Below are 20,334 nucleotides of genomic sequence, written 5' to 3' on the forward strand. Positions count from 1 at the left end.
TTCAGTGGATAGGGTGTTATGTCCGGAAAAGCGCAACAGCAGTCTCGTATCAAAGAGTTGATCACACTTGGTCGTGAGCAGGGTTACCTGACTTACGCGGAGGTCAACGACCACCTGCCTGAGGATATTTCAGATCCAGAGCAGGTGGAAGACATCATCCGCATGATTAACGACATGGGGATCAACGTATTCGAAGTCGCGCCAGATAAGGATTCCCTTATGCTGGCCGACGCTGATACCGACGAGGCCGCCGCTGAGGAAGCTGCTGCCGCGCTGGCTGCAGTAGAGACCGATATCGGCCGCACGACGGACCCGGTGCGCATGTATATGCGTGAAATGGGTACTGTCGAGCTGCTGACACGCGAAGGCGAAATCGAAATCGCCAAGCGTATCGAAGAGGGCATCCGTGAAGTGATGGGCGCAATTGCGCACTTCCCAGGCACGGTTGACCACATTCTCTCCGAGTACACCCGCGTCACCACCGAAGGTGGCCGCCTGTCCGACGTCCTGAGCGGTTACATCGACCCGGACGACGGCATTGCGCCGCCTGCCGCCGAAGTACCGCCGCCTGTCGACGCCAAAGCCGCGAAAGCGGATGATGACGCCGAAGACGACGACGCCGAAGCCAGCAGCGACGACGAAGATGAAGTCGAAAGCGGCCCGGACCCAATCGTCGCGGCCCAGCGTTTCGGTGCGGTTTCCGATCAAATGGAAATCACCCGCAAGGCCCTGAAGAAGCATGGTCGCTCCAACAAGCAGGCAATTGCCGAGCTGGTGGCGCTGGCTGAGCTGTTCATGCCGATCAAGCTGGTGCCCAAGCAATTCGAAGGTTTGGTCGAGCGCGTTCGTAGCGCCCTTGAGCGTCTGCGTGCACAAGAGCGTGCAATCATGCAGCTGTGCGTGCGTGATGCCCGTATGCCGCGTACCGACTTCCTGCGCCAGTTCCCGGGCAACGAAGTTGACGAAAGCTGGACCGACGCACTGGCCAAGGGCAAGGCGAAATACGCCGAAGCCATCGGCCGCCTGCAGCCCGATATCATCCGCTGCCAGCAGAAGCTGACTGCGCTTGAGACCGAAACCGGTCTGACGATTGCTGAAATCAAGGACATCAACCGTCGCATGTCGATCGGTGAGGCCAAGGCCCGCCGCGCGAAAAAAGAGATGGTTGAAGCGAACTTGCGTCTGGTGATCTCGATCGCCAAGAAGTACACCAACCGTGGCCTGCAGTTCCTGGATCTGATCCAGGAAGGCAACATCGGCTTGATGAAAGCGGTAGACAAGTTCGAATACCGTCGCGGCTACAAGTTCTCGACTTATGCAACCTGGTGGATTCGTCAGGCGATCACTCGCTCGATCGCCGACCAGGCCCGCACCATCCGTATTCCGGTGCACATGATCGAGACCATCAACAAGCTCAACCGTATTTCCCGGCAGATGTTGCAGGAAATGGGTCGCGAACCGACCCCGGAAGAGCTGGGCGAACGCATGGAAATGCCTGAGGATAAAATCCGCAAGGTATTGAAGATCGCTAAAGAGCCGATCTCCATGGAAACGCCGATTGGTGATGACGAAGACTCCCATCTGGGTGACTTCATCGAAGACTCGACCATGCAGTCGCCAATCGATGTCGCCACCGTTGAGAGCCTGAAAGAAGCGACTCGTGACGTACTGTCCGGCCTCACCGCCCGTGAAGCCAAGGTACTGCGCATGCGTTTCGGCATCGACATGAATACCGACCACACCCTTGAGGAAGTCGGTAAGCAATTTGACGTGACCCGCGAGCGGATCCGTCAGATCGAAGCCAAGGCACTGCGCAAGTTGCGCCACCCGACGCGAAGCGAGCATCTGCGCTCCTTCCTCGACGAGTGATACCAGAACCCCCGGCCCAGGCCGGGGGTTTTGTTTTGCACAGATAAAATTCCCCGCAACACCCCTCCCCTGAAATGCCCGTCTACACTCGAACTATTCCCCGTGCCATAACGAGACCGTTATGCCCAGATTGCCGACCGTGTTGCTACTGTCGCTGCTGACCTGGACCGCAACGGCTGGCGCGTTGACTCTCACGGAGGATGAGCGTAGCTGGTTGGCGGACCATCAGGAGCTTCGCCTTGGGGTGGACGCGTCCTGGCCCCCCTTTGAATACCGTGATGAGAATGGTCGTTACCAGGGCCTGGCTGCCGACTATGTGCGCCTGATCCAGGACCGACTGGGTGTCAGGATCAAGCTGATCGAACCGGCAAACTGGACCGCTGTACTTGAACAAGCCCGGAGCAACCAGCTCGACTTACTACCCGGCATCATGTCCACTCCGGAGCGCCAAAGCTACCTGGCCTTTACACGCCCCTACCTCGACTTTCCCATCGTCATCCTTGCCCATGAAGGCGGCGCGAAACCACGCAACCTAAAGGGTTTGTACGGGCTGAAAATTGCCGTGGTGGAAAACTATGCGCCCCATGAATTGCTGCGCACTCACCACCCGGACCTGAATCTGGTGGCGATGCCCAACGTCAGTTCGACGCTGCAAGCCCTGGCCACCGATGAAGTGGACGCAGTCGTCGGCGACTTGGCATCCAGCGTCTGGAGCCTGCGCCAACTCAAGCTCGATGGCTTGTACGTCAGTGGCGAAACGCCCTATCGCTACCAATTGGCAATGGGCGTCCCGCAGGAACAGAAAATGCTGGTGGGCATCCTGGACAAAGTCCTCGCCGACCTTAGCTCAGCCGAAACCGATGCGATCCAGCAACATTGGGTCGGCAGCTTCACCGATCACCGCACCTTCTGGGTCGACCTGCTGACGTACGGCCTGCCCGCCGTATTGTTGCTCAGTACCGTGCTGGCGGTGGTCATTCGGATCAATCGCCGGCTCAGTTCGGAAATCTCCCGCAGGGTCGCCCTTGAACAAGAACTGCGCAGCAGCGAATACCACTATCGCGGCCTGGTAGAGAGCTTGTCCGCCATCGCCTGGGAAGCGAGCATCAGCGATTTCACCTACAGCTATGTGTCGCCCCATGCCGAAGACTTGCTCGGATATCCGCGCGCCCACTGGCTGATTCCGGGTTTCTGGCGCAACATCATTCACCCCGCCGACCTCACGCGCACCGAAGCGTATTGCTACCGGGAAACCCGTGCCAATCGTGATCACAGCGTCGATTACCGGGTCATCACGGCGGACGGCCGTTGCCTGTGGGTGCGCGATATTGTCAGCCTGATCGAACACGGCCATGAGCCAGTGCTGCGCGGCCTGATGATCGATATCAGCGAAGCCAAGCGCACGGAGGAAGCCCTGCAACTGTCCGAGCAGAAGTTTGCGTCGGTGTTCCAGCAATGCCCCGACATTCTGGTGATCGCCAGGCTATCCGATGGCTGCCTGCTGGAGGTCAACAAGGCATTCGAGGACCAGATTGGCCTGACCGCCGACGAGGTCGTGGGCAAAGCCGCCTCAGATCTGAATATATGGCGCATTCAGGGCGTCGGGCCGGATTTGCTGCAGCGGGTACAGACCACCAGTATCCGCAACCTGGAAATGTCCTTTCTGCGCAGCAACGGCCAAGCGTTTACGGGGCTGATCTCAGCTGAGCCTTTCCAACTCGACACCACCGAAGCTCTGGTGGTGGTGGTGCGCGATATCACCCAGCTCAAGGAAACCCAACAGCAGCTGCAAACCTCCGAAGAGAAATTCGCCAAGGCGTTCCATGCGTCCCCCGACGGCTTGCTGCTGAGTCGCCAAAGGGATGGCCTATTGATTGAGGTGAACGAAGGTTTCAGCCATCTGACCGGCTTCACCAGCGCCTCTTCGCTCGACCAATCAACCCTGGACCTGGGTATCTGGGTCGATCTCAACGAACGCAAGCACATGCTGGAGTTGATGCAGCGCGACGGCTTCGTGCGTGATTTCATCTGCCATATCCGTCGCGCCGACGGCCAGCTTCGCCTCTGCGAAGTCTCCAGTCGCCCGCTGCCCATCGGTGACGAAGACTGCATGCTGACCATCGCCCGGGACATCACCGAACGCCAGCAGATGCAGGAAAAACTGCAACAGGCCGCCACGGTATTCGAGAGCACCGCTGAAGGCGTTTTGATCACCGACACACGACAGAACATCAGTGCCGTCAATCGCGCCTTCAGTGAGATCACCGGCTACAGCGAAATCGAAGCACTCGGCCATACCCCGCGCCTGCTCGCCTCGGGCCTGCATGACAGCGCATTCTATGCGGCGATGTGGCACCAATTGACGGCCCATGGACACTGGCAGGGAGAGATTTCCAACCGCCGCAAGAACGGCGAGGTGTACCCAAGCTGGCTGACCATCAGCGCCGTGCGTAACCGCGACCAATTGATCACGCACTTCGTTGCCGTGTTTGCCGACATCTCCAGCCTCAAGCTGGCCCAGGCACGCCTGGACTATCAGGCCCACCACGACCCGCTGACCGGTCTGCCCAACCGCACCCTGTTTGAAAATCGACTGCAGGCCGCCCTTAACGGCCAGCAGGAAAGCGGCAGGCAAGGCGCGGTGTTGTTTCTTGACCTGGACCGTTTCAAACACATCAACGACAGCCTCGGCCACCCGGTCGGCGACCTGCTGCTCAAAGACATCGCCGTACGCCTCAAGCAGCAACTGCGCGACGTCGACACCGTTGCCCGCCTGGGCGGGGATGAATTCATCATCTTGCTGCCCGGCTTGCAGCAGGCCGGCGATGCCCAGTATCTGGCGAACAAACTGCTCGACTGCTTTACACCCCCATTCCAGGCCGGTGACCATGAGTTTTTTATCAGCGCCAGTATTGGCACCAGCCTTTACCCACAGGATGGCACCGACGTCGCCACTCTGGTCAAGAACGCCGATGCTGCGATGTATCGCTCCAAGGCCAAGGGCCGCAACCGTGTCGAAAGCTATACCCGCGACTTGACGGCCCAAGCCAATGAACGCGTAGCGCTGGAGCACGAGCTGCGCCGTGCCATCGAACGTGAAGAGCTGAGCCTCTATTACCAACCCAAGCGCAGCCTGTTGACCCAGGAGCTGATCGGCGCCGAAGCCCTGATCCGCTGGCATCACCCGACCTTGGGCGACGTCCCGCCCGAACACTTCATCGCCCTGGCCGAAGAGAACGGCACGATCCTGCAGATTGGCGACTGGGTGCTGGAACAAGCCTGTCGGCAGTTGCACGCCTGGCAAGAGGCTTTCGACGATTTCGGGCCACTGTCGGTCAACCTCGCAGGCGCGCAGCTGCGTCACCCCAACCTGTTGTCACGCATCGAACAACTGCTGCGCGATTACCGCCTTGAACCTGGCTGCCTGCAATTGGAGATCACCGAGAACTTCATCATGAGCCAGGCCGAAGAAGCCCTGGGGGTTCTGCATCAACTCAAACGCTTGGGCGTCCAGCTGGCGATCGATGATTTTGGCACTGGCTACTCGTCCCTCAGCTACCTCAAGCGCCTGCCCCTGGACTTCCTCAAGATCGACCAATCCTTCGTTCGAGGCCTGCCCGACGATCCCCACGACGTCGCCATCGTGCGCGCCATCATCGCGCTGGGCCACAGCATGCAATTCATCATCATTGCCGAAGGCGTGGAGACCCCCGCACAGCAAACATTCCTCGCCGCCGAAGGCTGTGAACAGATGCAAGGCTACATCGTCAGCCTGCCCCTGCCGCCGGAGCTTTTTGCCGCGAGCTTCCTTCGTACGAAGCTGGAGGATTTTTCGGATGGCACAGTGAACAAACCATCGTTATAATCCGCGACCTACTGAGGGCCTATAGCTCAGTTGGTTAGAGCAGGGGACTCATAATCCCTTGGTCGCAGGTTCGAGTCCTGCTGGGCCCACCAACTTGAAAGCCGCGCATTGCGCGGCTTTTGCGTGTCTGGTGTCACGGTTCTTTCGGCCGGACCCAGCCTGTACCATGCGTACTCATTGTCGTCCGCACCGGAGTCCCCCCCTTGCCCGCCCTAGACGAAATCGACCGCCAACTGATCGCCGCCCTGCAGCTCAATGCCCGCGAAAGCGTGGCCATGCTTGCCCGGCAACTGGGGATTGCGCGCACCACAGTCACGTCACGCCTGGCACGCCTGGAGAAAACCCAGGTGATCACCGGTTACGGCGTACGCTTGGGCCAGCGCGTCGCGGATGGGGGTTTGCAGGCTTATGTGGGGATTACCGTGCAACCACGCTCAGGCAAAGAGGTGCTGCGCAGGCTGAGTGCCATGGCGCAGGTGCAGCAGTTGTGTGCGGTCAGCGGCGAATTCGATTACGTGGCCTGGCTGCGCACCGATTCGCCGGAGCAACTGGACCAACTGCTCGACCAGATCGGCAGTGTCGACGGTGTGGAGAAAACCACCACCTCGATCATCCTCAGCAACAAATTGGATCGCGGACAGCCAATCTGATCGATAACTTCGTCATATTGACAAAAATCAGTGCAATCCGACGACACATTGCGTCTTATTAACGAGCGCTACGCTCCCTAAACTGGCTGCCATCTTTTCCTATACTCAACAGGCCATATCCCGCCGAGCCGTCAGTAAGGTCAGCCATGAGCATTCCGTCCAGCACTATCAGCAAGACCAATCGTCACCCAGCAGACGGCAAGAAACCCATCACCATTTTCGGCCCGGATTTCCCGTTCGCATTTGATGACTGGATCGAGCACCCCGCCGGGCTGGGCAGTATTCCCGCCGCCAACCATGGGGCCGAAGTGGCGATCGTGGGCGCCGGTATCGCTGGTTTGGTCGCGGCCTACGAGCTGATGAAGCTGGGGCTCAAGCCAGTGGTGTATGAAGCCTCGAAGATGGGTGGCCGCTTGCGCTCCCAGGCCTTCGAAGGCGCCGAAGGCATCATCGCCGAGCTGGGCGGGATGCGTTTCCCGGTGTCGTCGACGGCGTTCTACCATTACGTAGACAAGTTGGGGCTGGAAACCAAACCCTTTCCCAACCCGCTGACCCCAGCGTCCGGCAGCACTGTGATTGATCTGGAAGGCCAGACCCACTACGCACAAAAACTCTCCGACTTGCCTGCGCTGTTTCAGGAAGTGGCCGATGCCTGGGCCGATGCACTGGAAGCCGGCTCGCAGTTCGGCGATATCCAGCAGGCGATCCGCGACCGTGATGTACCGCGGCTCAAAGAACTGTGGAACAAGCTCGTGCCGCTGTGGGATGACCGTACCTTCTACGACTTCGTCGCAACCTCCAAGGCCTTTGCCAAGTTGTCGTTCCATCATCGCGAGGTGTTTGGCCAGGTCGGCTTCGGCACCGGCGGCTGGGACTCGGACTTCCCCAACTCCATGCTGGAAATCTTCCGCGTGGTGATGACCAACTGCGACGACCATCAACACCTGGTCGTTGGCGGCGTAGCGCAAGTGCCCATGGGCATCTGGCGTCATGTGCCGGAGCGCTGCGCCCATTGGCCGGCCGGCACCAGCCTCAGCTTGCTGCATAGAGGCGCACCACGGGCAGGGGTCAAACGCATTGCTCATGCGGCCGATGGCCGTTTCGCCGTCACTGACAACTACGGTGATACCCGCGAGTACGCCGCGGTGCTGACCACCTGCCAAAGCTGGCTGCTGACCACCCAGATTGAATGCGACGAAACCTTGTTCTCGCAAAAAATGTGGATGGCCCTGGACCGCACGCGCTACATGCAGTCGTCGAAAACCTTCGTGATGGTTGACCGCCCATTCTGGAAAGACAAAGACCCGCAAACCGGCCGCGACCTGATGAGCATGACCCTCACCGACCGCCTGACCCGCGGCACCTATCTGTTCGATAATGGCGACGACAAGCCGGGGGTGATTTGCCTTTCCTACTCGTGGATGAGCGACGCCCTGAAAATGCTGCCCCAGCCTATCGACAAGCGGGTGAAGCTGGCCCTGGACGCGTTGAACAAGATCTACCCCAACGTCGATATCAAGGCACGCATCATCGGCGACCCGATCACGGTTTCCTGGGAAGCCGACCCGCACTTCCTCGGGGCTTTCAAAGGTGCACTGCCCGGCCACTATCGCTACAACCAGCGGATGTACGCGCACTTCATGCAGAAAGACATGCCCGCCGAACAACGCGGGATTTTCATCGCCGGTGACGACGTATCGTGGACGCCCGCGTGGGTCGAAGGCGCCGTACAAACCTCGCTCAACGCGGTGTGGGGCATCATGACTCACTTCGGTGGCAGCACCCACCCAGAGAACCCGGGCCCCGGCGATGTGTTCGATGAAATCGGGCCAATCGCCCTGGCCGAGTAAGGAGCTGAACATGCGTGTCGCCCTGTACCAATGCCCGCCGCTGCCGCTGGATGTGGCCGGTAATATCCAGCGCCTGCGCCAACTGGCGCAAGAGGCATCCGACGCCGATGTGCTGGTGCTGCCAGAGATGTTTCTCTCGGGCTATAACATCGGCGCCGAAGCTGTTGGCGCGTTGGCCGAGGCGCGGGATGGGGAGTCTGCCCAAGCCATTGCCGAGATCGCGCAAAACGCCGGGCTGGCCATTCTCTACGGCTATCCGGAGCGGGCTGACGATGGGCAGATCTACAACGCCGTCCAGTTGATCGACGCCGAGGGTCAGCGCCTGTGTAACTATCGCAAGACCCACCTGTTTGGCGATCTGGATCACGCCATGTTCAGCGCAGGCGACGATGATTTTCCGGTGGTAGAACTCAACGGCTGGAAGCTGGGGTTTCTGATTTGCTACGATCTGGAGTTTCCGGAGAATACCCGGCGTCTGGCCCTGGCCGGCGCCGAACTGATTCTGGTGCCCACCGCCAACATGGTGCCGTTCGATTTTGTCGCCGACGTCACCGTGCGTTCGCGGGCGTTTGAAAACCAGTGCTTTGTGGCCTATGCCAATTACTGCGGGCACGAAGGCGAGATTCATTACTGTGGACAAAGCAGCATTGCCGCACCGGATGGCCAACGTATCGCCCAGGCCGGCCTGGACGAAGCCTTGATCGTCGGCACCCTGGATCGCCAGTCAATCCTCAGCGCACGCGCCGCCAACCACTACCTGCAAGACCGACGCCCCGAACTCTACGGCGCGCTGCACAAGCCCTGACCCCACGGGTTTGCTAGCATAGGCACTTCTCACGCCTCGGAAGTGCCCATGCCTGCGCCGGTTCACCCTCACCCCGTTCATCTGACCCTGGCCAATGGCCTGCGAGTATCCCTGCGCCATGCGCCGCGCTTGAAGCGCTGCGCCGCCGTTCTGCGCGTGGCTGCCGGCAGTCACGATGTGCCATTGGCCTGGCCGGGGCTGGCACACTTTCTTGAGCATTTGCTGTTTCTCGGTACCGAGCGTTTTCCGGCCGGGGAAGGATTGATGGCCTACGTGCAGCGCCTCGGTGGGCAGGTCAATGCCAGTACCCGCGAGCGAACCACCGAGTATTTCTTTGAGCTGCCGGTGTCGGCCTTCGCTGACGGGCTGGCGCGGTTGGCAGACATGGTGACTCATCCACGCCTGACGCTCGACGATCAACGACGTGAACGCGAAGTGCTGCACGCGGAGTTCGTGGCCTGGTCCGAGGACGCCAGGGCACAACACCAAGTTGCGTTGTTGCAAGGTTTAGCGGCCGATCACCCGCTGCGAGGATTCCATGCCGGCAACCGCGACAGCCTGACGGTGGAAAGCGACGATTTTCAGCAAGCCTTGCGCGAATTCCATAGGCATTTCTATCAAAGCGGGCAGATGACCTTGAGCCTCGCCGGTCCGCAATCGCTGGCAGATTTGCAAACCCTTGCCCAGCAGTTCGGTGACGAACTGATTGCCGGCCCCCTGCACCCGCAAACCGCGCCACCACCCCTGATGCACGGCCAGGCACGCAGCTATCAACACACCGCCAGCCAGCACCTGCATCAGGTCATCATCTGTAACGCCCCCCGCCAAGCACTGGAGTTTCTCTGCACCTGGCTCAACGCTTCGGCGTCGGGCGGGTTGTTGGCCGAACTGAAAGCTAGCCAACTGGCCAGCGCGCTGCATGCGTCAGTGCTGTACCACTACGCGGACCAGGCGGTGCTGGATATCGACGTTACCCTCGATAGCGACCACCAACCGGCGACGCAGATCGAAGCCTTGTTGTATGACTGGCTGAGCTTTTTCGCACACAGCGACTGGAATCCATTACGTGAAGAGCTTGCCTTGCTCAATGCGCGTCAACAGCAGGTTCAAGGCGCCCTGACATTGGCTCGCGACGACAGCAAAGACCTGTCGGACCAAGGCATTGCAGCCCTCAAGGCCATGCTTGCATCGCTGCATCTGCCCGCGTCTGAACACAGTTGGCAACTTCCACCGGGCAACCCCTTTCTTCGTGCGCCGGCCAAGGAAGAACGCGCCGGTTTGATCCGCGGCCAAACCAGCGCCCATCGGGGCTTGCGTACCTTTGCCCAGGATCGCTTACGGGGCCGGAGGGAGTTATCGGCGCTGACCTTCAGCAACGCACTGGCGGATGACACCGACGAAGGCGCGCTGTACCTGCATTGGCGGTTTGACGCTGCCGTACCCGCCGGATTGGAAAGCCTGTTGCAGCCGTTGCGCGAGCAAGCCCGTCAAGCGGGTGTCGAGTTGTCTTGCGAAACCATTGGCAACGATTGGCGGGTGAACATGCACGGCCTTCACGAACCGATGCCGGCCGTGCTCGAAGCGTTGGCGCGCAGCCTGAGCAGCTCGGATGCACATCTGTCATCACCGACGCCCCCGCCGATGATCGCCATTCGCGAACTTCTCAAGGCGTTGCCAGCTTGCTGCGTCGGTGTTTCAGCCGACTCCTCGGAGACACCAGCGTCGTGGTCCACTGCTCACTGGCAGGGGCTGGGTGCGGGTTTGCCTGCGGCCAGTGAAGCGGCGATCAAAATCGCCGCCGCCCGCTTGCCAGGGCAGCCGGCCAACATTCAATGCACACCTGAAGTTCTCAACGGGCAGCGGATCTGGCACCCGGTGAACACCGCATCCAGCGACGCTGCGCTGCTGCTTTTTTGTCCAGTGCCGAGCCAGTCTCTCGTCGATGAGGCCAACTGGCGACTGCTCGGGCATATGCTCCAGGGCCCGTTCTACCAACGTTTGAGAGTTGAGCTGCAAATCGGCTACGCCGTGTTCAGCGGCATCCGACAAATCAACGGGCAAACCGGCCTGTTGTTTGGCGTGCAATCGCCCAGCCTGTCACTGGGCAGGATCGCCGAACACCTGCAAGCCTTCCTGCAACAACTGCCGTCTTTGATCGAACGCAGCGCAGACGTGGGCAATCAGCCTCTTGCGCAGCAATTCACGGCGCAGGCACTCCCCGTCAGCCAAGCCGCCGATTTGCTTTGGCACGCGCAGTTGGCGGGTCATTCGTCGAGTTACCTGGATCAACTTCAACACCTGATCCAAAGCCGCACACGCGAGGACTTGCAGCACGCAGCCCAACAACTCCTTGAAGCAGCAGGCGGCTGGCGTTGCGTGGCTAACGGCCCGCGTATCAGCGATGACTGGCAAGCGGCACAATGATCGTTGCCAACCCTGCAACAGGCTTTTTCCATCGAGACAGCGCTAACTTGAAAAGAATTGCGTAACATTGCGCAGCAATATCTGAACATCTCCAGTGGGAGGTGGACTATATGTATTACTTGGTAGTGAACGTCCCATCCCTTGATAGGAGTAAGAATATGACCTGGTCCAAACCTGCTTACACTGATCTGCGTATTGGTTTCGAAGTCACCATGTACTTCGCCAGCCGTTGATTGGCTGAGTAATACAACGCCTCGGTTCGCCCGGGGCGTTTTTGTTTTGAGCTGCGCTTGATGGAGAGATCATGTTTGTCCAGATTCTAGGTTCCGCCGCCGGCGGTGGCTTCCCGCAGTGGAACTGCAACTGCGTGAACTGCGCAGGCTTTCGCGATGGCAGCCTGCGGGCCCAGGCGCGCACCCAGTCGTCCATCGCGATCTCCGACGACGGTGTGAATTGGGTACTGTGCAACGCGTCGCCGGATATCCGCGCGCAACTCCAGGGCTTTGCGCCCATGCAACCCGGGCGCGCCCTGCGCGATACCGGTATCAGCGCAATCATCCTGATGGACAGCCAGATCGACCACACCACTGGCCTGTTGAGCCTGCGGGAAGGCTGCCCGCATCAGGTATGGTGCACCGACATGGTCCATGAAGACCTGAGCACCGGGTTCCCGTTGTTCACCATGCTGACCCACTGGAACGGCGGCCTGGCCTGGAACCGCATCGAACTGGACGCCAGCTTCACCATCCCGGCCTGCCCCAACCTGCGTTTCACCCCACTGCCGTTGCGCAGCGCAGCGCCGCCCTACTCGCCGCACCGCTTCGACCCGCACCCTGGTGACAACATCGGCCTGATCGTCGAAGACCTGCGCACCGGCGGTAAACTGTTCTACGCCCCGGGCCTGGGCAAGGTCGACGCGCCGCTGCTGGATATCATGGGCGGCAGCGATTGCCTTTTGGTAGACGGCACGATGTGGGATGACGATGAAATGCAGCGCCGTGGCGTCGGCACCCGCACCGGTCGCGAGATGGGCCACCTGGCGCAGAACGGCCCGGGCGGTATGCTCGAAGTGCTGGAGCAGTTGCCCAAGCAGCGCAAGGTGCTTATCCACATCAACAATACCAATCCGATCCTCGATGAAGATTCCCCCGAGCGAGCCGAGTTGGTGCGGCGCAATGTCGAAGTGGCGTACGACGGCATGAGCATTGAATTGTAGGAGCCACTGAAATGACTGACACACCGCTGACGACCGCCGAGTTCGAAGCAGCCTTGCGGGCCAAGGGCGCCTTCTACCATATCCATCACCCCTACCATGTGGCGATGTATGAAGGCCGCGCTACCCGCGAGCAGATCCAGGGCTGGGTCGCCAATCGCTTCTATTACCAGGTGAACATCCCCCTGAAAGACGCCGCGATCCTGGCCAACTGCCCGGACCGTGAGATCCGCCGCGAGTGGATCCAGCGTTTGCTCGACCACGACGGCGCACCGGGGGAAGACGGCGGTATCGAAGCCTGGCTGCGCCTGGGCCAGGCTGTTGGCCTCGACCCGGACCAGCTGCGCTCCCAGGAACTGGTGCTGCCCGGCGTACGCTTCGCGGTGGACGCCTACGTCAACTTCGCCCGCCGCGCCAGTTGGCAGGAAGCTGCCAGCAGCTCGCTGACCGAGCTGTTCGCGCCGCAGATCCACCAATCGCGCCTCGACAGCTGGCCGCAGCACTACCCGTGGATCGACCCGGCCGGCTACGAATACTTCCGCACCCGCCTGGGCCAGGCTCGTCGCGATGTGGAACATGGTTTGGCGATCACCTTGCAGCACTACACCACCCGCGAGGGGCAGGAGCGCATGCTGGAAATTCTCCAGTTCAAACTGGATATTCTATGGAGCATGCTCGATGCAATGAGCATGGCCTACGAACTCAAACGCCCGCCCTATCACAGCGTGACCGAGCAGCGGGTGTGGCATAAAGGGATCACCCTATGAGCTTTGATCGCAGCAAAATACCGACCTGGCGCCAGGGCTACCGTTTCCAGTATGAGCCTGCGCAAAAAGGCCATGTGTTGCTCTATCCGGAAGGCATGATCAAGCTCAACGACAGCGCCGCGTTGATCGGCGGTTTGATCGACGGCGAGCACGACGTGGCAGCCATCATCGCCGAGCTGGACCAACAATTCCCCGGCGTACCGGAGCTCGGTGAAGACATCGAGCAATTCATGGAGGTCGCCCGTGCTGAGCACTGGATCACCCTTGCCTGAAAAACCCGCCATCGGCTTGCCGCTGTGGCTACTGGCAGAGTTGACCTATCGCTGCCCGCTGCAGTGCCCGTACTGTTCCAACCCGCTGGATTTCGCCGAGCAGGGCAAAGAGCTGAGCACCGAGCAATGGATCAAGGTGTTTCGCGAAGCCCGCGAGATGGGTGCCGCACAGCTGGGGTTTTCCGGGGGTGAACCACTGGTGCGACAGGACTTGGCCGAACTGATCGCCGAGGCCCGCAAGCTGGGCTTCTATACCAACCTGATCACCTCCGGTATCGGCCTGACCGAGCAGAAAATCAGCGACTTCAAAAAGGCCGGGCTGGATCATATCCAGATCAGTTTCCAGGCCAGCGACGAACAGGTGAACAACCTGCTGGCCGGCTCGAAAAAAGCCTTCGCGCAAAAACTGGAAATGGCCCGTGCGGTCAAGGCACACGGCTACCCGATGGTGCTGAACTTCGTCACCCATCGGCACAATATCGACAAGATCGACCGCATCATCGAGCTGTGTATCGCGCTGGAAGCGGATTTTGTCGAACTCGCCACCTGCCAGTTCTACGGCTGGGCGCAGCTTAATCGCGTGGGCTTGTTGCCGACCCGAGACCAGTTGGTGCGCGCCGAACGCATCACCAATGAATACCGCGCCAAACTGGAAGCCGAAGGTCATCCGTGCAAGCTGATCTTCGTGACACCGGATTATTATGAAGAGCGTCCGAAAGCCTGCATGAACGGCTGGGGCAGCATCTTTCTGACGGTGACACCGGACGGCACCGCCCTGCCCTGTCACGGCGCGAGGCAGATGCCGGTGCAGTTTCCCAATGTGCGCGACCACAGCATGCAGCACATCTGGTACGACTCGTTTGGTTTCAATCGCTTTCGCGGCTACGACTGGATGCCCGAGCCCTGCCGCTCATGCGATGAAAAGGAAAAGGATTTCGGCGGCTGCCGTTGCCAGGCGTTCATGCTCACCGGTGACGCCAGCAATGCCGACCCTGTATGCAGTAAGTCCGAGCAGCACGGCATCATCCTGCAGGCACGGGAAGAAGCCGAACATGCCACCCAGACCATCGAGCAACTGGCCTTTCGCAATGAGCGCAACTCACGGCTCATTGCAAAAGGCTGAGGGCTTCAACGCTTGGCGATGATGTACACCGCGTGGATGATGCCAGGGAAGTAACCGCACAGGGTCAGCAGGATATTCAGCCAGAATGCACCGCCGAAGCCTACTTGCAGGAACACACCCAGTGGCGGCAGCAGAATAGCGATGATGATACGAATAATGTCCATGGGTCAGCTCCAGAAAATCGGCTCGTGTGAGCCGTGTAGCTAATCGACATTGGCGGTTCGTGAGGGTTCAGTGGATTCTGGCATCGGGCCATCTCACGCCAGAATCTGCAGACCATGCTTCTTCACGACGCTCAACAACTTGAGTGCCATGCCGCTGGGCCGTTTCTCGCCCGACTCCCATTTTTTGACCGTGGAAGCACTGGTGTTCAGGTAGCGGGCAAATACAGGTTGGCTGACATGGCTGCTTTCACGCAGTTGCTTGATCTGTTCGGCAGGGATTTGGTCCGGCATGGCAGATAAGCATGCTTCATCATATTCTCGAAGCGTGGTTTTGCTGATGGCGCCGATGGCATGAAGCGCTTCGGCAGACTGATGAATGGACTCAAGCGCCTCACTTTTATACTTCTTGGTCATGATGTATCTCCACAAACTCCCTGAGATCCAGCATGCGCTGAATCTGTGCTTCGTTTAACCCTTCATAAACCCAATAATGCCTGCCCTTGGCCAATACAACAGACCGATGCCGATTCTGGTTGAGACGTTTTTTCCAGACACCACCTCCCAGATTATCTGCCTGCCCCCTCAACATTTCGCCAAACGCCTTCCTCAACTCAGAATCGCAGATCCAGACTTTAGTGGCCGCCTCGGCAAATCGCCTTGTTTTGAACAACCTGAGCCTCATGGAGATCCCTTCCTAAAACATACCACCCAGTGGTATAGATTAAAAGTCGAGCACGTCGTGCCCCTCCGGCAGTCCTTGCCGACGCTCGCTAAAAAGCCATCGTTTCCAAAGAGACTCAATAAACGTTTTCACACCAGAAATTACTCAGGCAAAAAAACGCCCCCAGCCAAAAGAATCAGGCTGAGGGCGCCGCGTATACCGCGAGACGGTTCAGGAATTGGACGGTTAAACAGCAATGCCCTTTCGGCATTGCAGTTGCGCGGTGCGCACCCGTGAGAAGGCGCGGGCCAGGCGCAGGAGCATTTCGTCGATGTTGCTTTTGCTCACCGTCAGCGCCGGTGTGAAGCGCAGGCAGTCGGGTTGCGGCGCGCTGAGGATCAGTCCCTCTTGCAGCGCGGCTTTTACCACCGCATCCGCAGAATCATCCGATAAGGTAAGCCCCCACATCAGGCCATTCCCGCGCAATGGGCCATGGCCGTAGCGATAGGCCAGACGGGCAAGCCCTTCGCCCAGGTGACAGCCCAACACGCGTACATGCTCAAGAAAACCGGGCTCAAGCACGGTATCGGTGACGGCCAACCCAGCCGAGGCCATCAATGCATTGCCATGATGGGTACCTTCCAGCTCACCCACTTCAAAGCAACAGGCCTTGCCCCGTGCCAGCAGCGCCGCCAACGGCACACCGCCGCCCAGGCCCTTGCCCAGGGTGATGATGTCGGCATGCACGCCGTACTGTTGCTCGGCAAGCAAGGTGCCACAGCGGCCCATGCCGGTTTGCACTTCGTCGAGGATCAGCAGGATCCCCAGTTCGCGGCACAGCCGCTCGACGCCTTTGAGATAGTGTTCGGTCGCCGGGATCACGCCGGCTTCGCACTGGATCGGTTCCAGCAGAATGGCCACCGTCTGGGCATCCACGGCAGCATGCAGGGCGGGAAGATCATTGAAGGGAACGTGACTGAAGCCCGACAATTGCGGTTCGAAGCGGTTTACCAAGGTACCAGCCGAAGCGGCTAGCGTAGCGAAGCCATGTCCATGGCAACCGTTGCTGGCGCTGATAATGCGATAGGCCCCGCCACGGTGCAGTTGCCCCCACTTGCGCGCCAGTTTGATTGCCGCCTCGCAGGCTTCCGCGCCGCTATTGAGCAGGTAAGCCTGGTCGCTGCCGGTATGCTGGCAAAGGCGCTCGACGAGATTGAGTTGGGCACGGTTATGCAGGCCATTGCCGGGATTGATCAGCGCCTGGGTTTGCGCAGCCAGGGCCTTGATCAATACCTGTGGGCTATGGCCCAGGCTGTTGGCGGCATTGCCTTGGCTGAAGTCCATATAGGCACGCTCATCACTGTCCCACAGCCACGAGCCCTGGCCTCGCACAAACACTTGAGGTGGGCGCGCCACAGTGGGCATCAAATGCTCGGTTGAATGCGTGTCGCGTGGGGCATCCTGGATCAGGTCATCCAGGCTCGGGGCGGGGCGGCGGATGTTGAACAGATTCACAACTTACCCCCGTTGGCAACCTGACCTTGGTGGTTACGGCCGGACCATTGCACCTGAGGTTTTTTTGCCTTGCCTATATAAACGCTATCAACAAAAACGCTGTTCATTGTCCGATCCGGCCCTGTAAGCCCTGCGAATAGGCGCTAGACTAGGCGTCTCGGGGGCCAGCGGCCATTTCGATTTTCCAGCTTTTTCGATAAGTAAGCCTTATGGATTTCAAGCAACTGCGTTATTTCGTCGCGGTGTATGAGGAAGGCCACGTAGGGCGTGCTGCGGAGCGTCTTTCGATCTCGCAACCGGCCTTGTCACAACAGATTCGCCAGCTGGAGCAGAACCTTGATGTAAGTCTGTTCGAACGCAGCAGCAAGCGGCTGCTGCCGACCCTGGCGGCGCACACCTTATACAACCACGCGTTGCCGCTCATTGATGGCATGCAGCAAGCCGTCGAAGCGCTACGCAACTTCAAGGGCCAGGCCATGCGGACCCTGGCCATCGGCGTGCTGCAAACCGTGCACACCAGCCTGGTGCCGCAAATGCTTGAGCGCGTGCGCAAGGCCCAGCCTCATTTGGTGGTGCAGATTTACGAGCTGACGGGGCTTGAGATTGAGCGGCGGTTGCTCAACGGCTCCCTCGACATTGGCATCAGCTACCTGCCGCCACGTCAGCCGGGCCTGCACGGTGTGCTGCTGTATGAAGATGAGTTGAAGGTGGTGATTCCCGACGACCATCCGCTGCGCGAATTCAAGAAAGTCTCGCTCAAACAAGCTGCCGAGTTACCGATGCTGCTGTTGGGAGAGGAGTTTCAAGTCAGGCAGATCTGGCAGGGCCAGTTGGCCAACCTGGGGCGGCGCCCGCAGGTGCAAGCGGAGCTCAACACCATGGTGGGAATACTCGACAGCCTGCCCCACACCAAGCTGGCGACGGTGCTACCGGGGCGTTCCCAGGACGAACACAACAGCCAGGCGCTTTTGTGGAAACCCTTGAGCGAACCGAGGGTGCCATTGAAGGTGGGGCTGGTCTGCCGCGATGTGCAACGCCAACAGGCCACCGTCGCATTGCTGCGCACCCTGCTGGAAGACGTGATGAATGCCCCGCAGGCAAGCGCCTGACTTTTTCGCGGGCAAAAGAAAACCCCGCCGAAGCGGGGCTTTGCAGACTGTTTCCCTGACATCCATTTCACTCCGCCGTCCTGGCAGAATCCTACGTGTCCGTGTTGTTGCTTTGCGCTTCCTGCGCGACGTCCATGTGAAGTAGATTATCCGTGGATCCAATTTGGCGATAGAGGACGATTAGCAGCACGTCATGTAAGAGATTGCTTACACGCCCTACAGGCCCTTAAAACAGTGCTTCATCCATCAGGAACAGCGATTCGCTACCAGCTTTTACCGACGCGCTCAACGAATGGATACGCGGCAGCAGACGGGCAAAGTAGAAACGTGCAGTCCCCAGTTTGCTGGCGTAGAAAGCCTCCTCGGCCTCTTTGCCCAACGCGGCCTTGGCCATGCGCGCCCACATATAGGCGTAGGCCATGTAGCCGAATGCATGCAAGTACTCCACCGACGCTGCGCCGATTTCATTCGCGTTGCTCTTGGCGCGGTCCAGTACCCAGGCCGTCAATTCATCCAGGTTATCCACCGCTGCGCTGAGCGGCGTGGTGAACTCGGCCAGCTCGGCCCCCGATTCAGCGATGAACTGGCGGATCTCATCGGCGAACAGCGTGTAGAACGCACCGCCGCTGCCGACGATCTTGCGTCCCATCAAATCCAGCGCCTGAATGCCGTTGGTGCCTTCGTAGATCTGGGTGATGCGCACGTCACGCACCAACTGCTCCTGGCCCCATTCGCGAATATAGCCATGGCCACCAAACACTTGCTGGCCGAGCACAGTGGTTTCCAGGCCCAGGTCGGTGAGGAACGCCTTGGCCACGGGTGTCAACAACGCCACCAGGTTATCGGCGCGCTCGCGCGCCTGCGCATCGTCGCTGAACTTGGCGATGTCCAACTGCGTCGCCACGTAGGTGGAGAACGCACGACCGCCTTCGTTGGCCGCCTTCATGGTCAGCAGCATACGGCGTACGTCCGGATGCACGATGATCGGATCTGCCACTTTATCCTTGGCCTGTGCACCCAGCGGGGAGCGGCTTTGCAGGCGGTCGCGGGCGTATTCAATCGCGTTCTGATAGGAGCGCTCGCCGGAGGCCAGGCCCTGGATGCCCACCCCCAGACGCTCGTAGTTCATCATGGTGAACATCGCCGCCAGGCCACGGTTAGGCTCACCGACCAGATAACCCACGGCTTCGTCGAAGTTCATCACGCAGGTCGCGGACGCCTGGATCCCCATCTTGTGTTCAATCGAACCGCAGGTCACCGGGTTGCGCGCGCCAAGGCTGCCGTCGGCGTTCACCATGAACTTGGGCACCAGAAACAGCGAGATGCCCTTGGGCCCCGCCGGTGCATCCGGCAGTTTGGCCAGCACCAGATGGATGATGTTCTCGGTCAGGTCGTGCTCGCCACCGGTGATGAAGATCTTGGTGCCGCTGACCTTGTAGGAACCATCCGCCTGAGGCTCGGCCTTGGTGCGAATCATGCCCAGGTCGGTGCCGGCATGGGCTTCGGTCAAGCACATGGAACCTGCCCACTCACCGGAATACATCTTCGGCAAGTACGCGGCCTTGAGCTCTTCGCTGGCGTGGGTGTTGATCGAGACACAGGCGCCGGAGGTCAGCATCGGGTACAGGCCGAATGCCAGGCTCGACGAGTTGATCATTTCTTCAACCTGCGCCGACACCGCCTTGGGCATACCCATGCCGCCATAGGTCGGATCGCCGCCCACACCCACCCAGCCGCCTTCGGCGTAGGTCGCATAAGCCTGGGGGAAACCGTCCGGGGTACGCACCGCGCCGTCGGTCCAATGGCAGCCTTGCTCATCGCCGCCGCGGCTCAAGGGCGCGATGGATTTGGCGGTAACCTTGCCGGCCTCTTCGAGGATCGCCTCAACGGTTTCGGCATCAACGGTGTCTGCCAATGCCGGCAGTTCGGCCCAAGTCTTGGCGACTTCAAAAACTTCGTTGAGGACGAAGCGCATATCACGCAACGGCGCTTTGTAATCAGCCATGGCAAACCTCGTGGGAACATGAAAAGTGATTCGATAGGATCG

General features: G+C 59.8%; 17 protein-coding genes and 1 tRNA gene. 13 read left to right on the plus strand and 5 right to left on the minus strand.

Annotated elements, in window-relative coordinates:
• Positions 1 to 18: 18 nt before the first annotated feature.
• From rpoD to pqqE, 12 genes are all read left to right on the plus strand, one after another.
• A complete protein-coding gene (rpoD, locus tag J1G33_RS25810) occupies positions 19 to 1,869 on the plus strand; it encodes an RNA polymerase sigma factor RpoD (RefSeq protein ID WP_005792068.1) in 1,851 nt (616 codons plus the stop codon).
• A 121-nt stretch (positions 1,870 to 1,990) separates the two neighbouring features.
• A complete protein-coding gene (locus tag J1G33_RS25815; RefSeq protein WP_223019025.1) occupies positions 1,991 to 5,734 on the plus strand; it encodes a bifunctional diguanylate cyclase/phosphodiesterase in 3,744 nt (1,247 codons plus the stop codon).
• A gap of 15 nt (positions 5,735 to 5,749) precedes the next feature.
• A tRNA-Ile gene (locus tag J1G33_RS25820) sits at positions 5,750 to 5,826 on the plus strand.
• Between the two features lie 111 nt (positions 5,827 to 5,937).
• A complete protein-coding gene (locus J1G33_RS25825; protein WP_003194755.1) occupies positions 5,938 to 6,384 on the plus strand; it encodes an Lrp/AsnC family transcriptional regulator in 447 nt (148 codons plus the stop codon).
• A gap of 167 nt (positions 6,385 to 6,551) precedes the next feature.
• Positions 6,552 to 8,234 carry an NAD(P)/FAD-dependent oxidoreductase gene (locus J1G33_RS25830; protein ID WP_032881195.1) on the plus strand — a complete coding sequence of 561 codons (1,683 nt, stop codon included), beginning with the start codon at positions 6,552 to 6,554 and terminating at the stop codon, positions 8,232 to 8,234.
• Between the two features lie 10 nt (positions 8,235 to 8,244).
• The gene (locus tag J1G33_RS25835) at positions 8,245 to 9,039 is read left to right on the plus strand and encodes a carbon-nitrogen hydrolase family protein (protein WP_032879127.1); all 795 of its coding nucleotides are present in this window, start codon (positions 8,245 to 8,247) and stop codon (positions 9,037 to 9,039) included.
• 48 nt (positions 9,040 to 9,087) lie between these two features.
• Entirely contained in the window at positions 9,088 to 11,463 is a 2,376-nt protein-coding gene (pqqF, locus tag J1G33_RS25840) for a pyrroloquinoline quinone biosynthesis protein PqqF (RefSeq protein ID WP_223019026.1), read from the plus strand.
• 158 nt (positions 11,464 to 11,621) lie between these two features.
• Positions 11,622 to 11,696, plus strand: coding sequence for a pyrroloquinoline quinone precursor peptide PqqA (pqqA, locus tag J1G33_RS25845; protein WP_003194766.1), 75 nt, complete (start codon positions 11,622 to 11,624; stop codon positions 11,694 to 11,696).
• A gap of 71 nt (positions 11,697 to 11,767) precedes the next feature.
• Positions 11,768 to 12,679 carry a pyrroloquinoline quinone biosynthesis protein PqqB gene (gene pqqB, locus J1G33_RS25850; protein ID WP_005792074.1) on the plus strand — a complete coding sequence of 304 codons (912 nt, stop codon included), beginning with the start codon at positions 11,768 to 11,770 and terminating at the stop codon, positions 12,677 to 12,679.
• Between the two features lie 11 nt (positions 12,680 to 12,690).
• The gene (gene pqqC / locus J1G33_RS25855) at positions 12,691 to 13,443 is read left to right on the plus strand and encodes a pyrroloquinoline-quinone synthase PqqC (protein WP_017138042.1); all 753 of its coding nucleotides are present in this window, start codon (positions 12,691 to 12,693) and stop codon (positions 13,441 to 13,443) included.
• The gene (gene pqqD, locus J1G33_RS25860; RefSeq protein ID WP_223019027.1) at positions 13,440 to 13,715 is read left to right on the plus strand and encodes a pyrroloquinoline quinone biosynthesis peptide chaperone PqqD; all 276 of its coding nucleotides are present in this window, start codon (positions 13,440 to 13,442) and stop codon (positions 13,713 to 13,715) included. The genes pqqC and pqqD overlap by 4 nt, the downstream gene beginning before the upstream one ends.
• Complete coding sequence (gene pqqE / locus J1G33_RS25865) at positions 13,687 to 14,838, plus strand: pyrroloquinoline quinone biosynthesis protein PqqE (RefSeq protein WP_005792079.1); 1,152 nt, start codon at positions 13,687 to 13,689, stop codon at positions 14,836 to 14,838. The genes pqqD and pqqE overlap by 29 nt, the downstream gene beginning before the upstream one ends.
• Before the next feature lie 5 nt (positions 14,839 to 14,843).
• On the opposite strand, the gene J1G33_RS25870 is transcribed toward pqqE, so the two are convergent.
• The 4 genes from J1G33_RS25870 to J1G33_RS25885 form a co-directional block, all read right to left on the minus strand.
• Positions 14,844 to 15,002 (minus strand): YqaE/Pmp3 family membrane protein, encoded by a 159-nt coding sequence (locus tag J1G33_RS25870; protein WP_003194776.1) that lies wholly within the window; start codon positions 15,000 to 15,002, stop codon positions 14,844 to 14,846.
• 93 nt (positions 15,003 to 15,095) lie between these two features.
• Positions 15,096 to 15,416: a DNA-binding transcriptional regulator gene (locus J1G33_RS25875; RefSeq protein WP_032879122.1), complete on the minus strand. Its 321-nt coding sequence runs from the start codon at positions 15,414 to 15,416 to the stop codon at positions 15,096 to 15,098.
• On the minus strand, positions 15,400 to 15,684 hold the full coding sequence (locus tag J1G33_RS25880; protein WP_148854059.1) for a type II toxin-antitoxin system RelE/ParE family toxin: 285 nt from the start codon (positions 15,682 to 15,684) through the stop codon (positions 15,400 to 15,402). The genes J1G33_RS25875 and J1G33_RS25880 overlap by 17 nt, the downstream gene beginning before the upstream one ends.
• A gap of 225 nt (positions 15,685 to 15,909) precedes the next feature.
• The gene (locus J1G33_RS25885; protein WP_103735241.1) at positions 15,910 to 17,178 is read right to left on the minus strand and encodes an aminotransferase class III-fold pyridoxal phosphate-dependent enzyme; all 1,269 of its coding nucleotides are present in this window, start codon (positions 17,176 to 17,178) and stop codon (positions 15,910 to 15,912) included.
• 209 nt (positions 17,179 to 17,387) lie between these two features.
• On the opposite strand from J1G33_RS25885, the gene J1G33_RS25890 reads away from it, so the two are divergent.
• Complete coding sequence (locus tag J1G33_RS25890; protein WP_005792083.1) at positions 17,388 to 18,287, plus strand: LysR family transcriptional regulator; 900 nt, start codon at positions 17,388 to 17,390, stop codon at positions 18,285 to 18,287.
• Between the two features lie 226 nt (positions 18,288 to 18,513).
• On the opposite strand, the gene J1G33_RS25895 is transcribed toward J1G33_RS25890, so the two are convergent.
• Positions 18,514 to 20,292: an acyl-CoA dehydrogenase C-terminal domain-containing protein gene (locus J1G33_RS25895; protein WP_078822486.1), complete on the minus strand. Its 1,779-nt coding sequence runs from the start codon at positions 20,290 to 20,292 to the stop codon at positions 18,514 to 18,516.
• Positions 20,293 to 20,334 lie beyond the last annotated feature (42 nt).

Origin of the sequence: Pseudomonas sp. P867, from assembly GCF_019891455.1 — a bacterium.
GTDB lineage: Bacteria > Pseudomonadota > Gammaproteobacteria > Pseudomonadales > Pseudomonadaceae > Aquipseudomonas > Aquipseudomonas synxantha_A.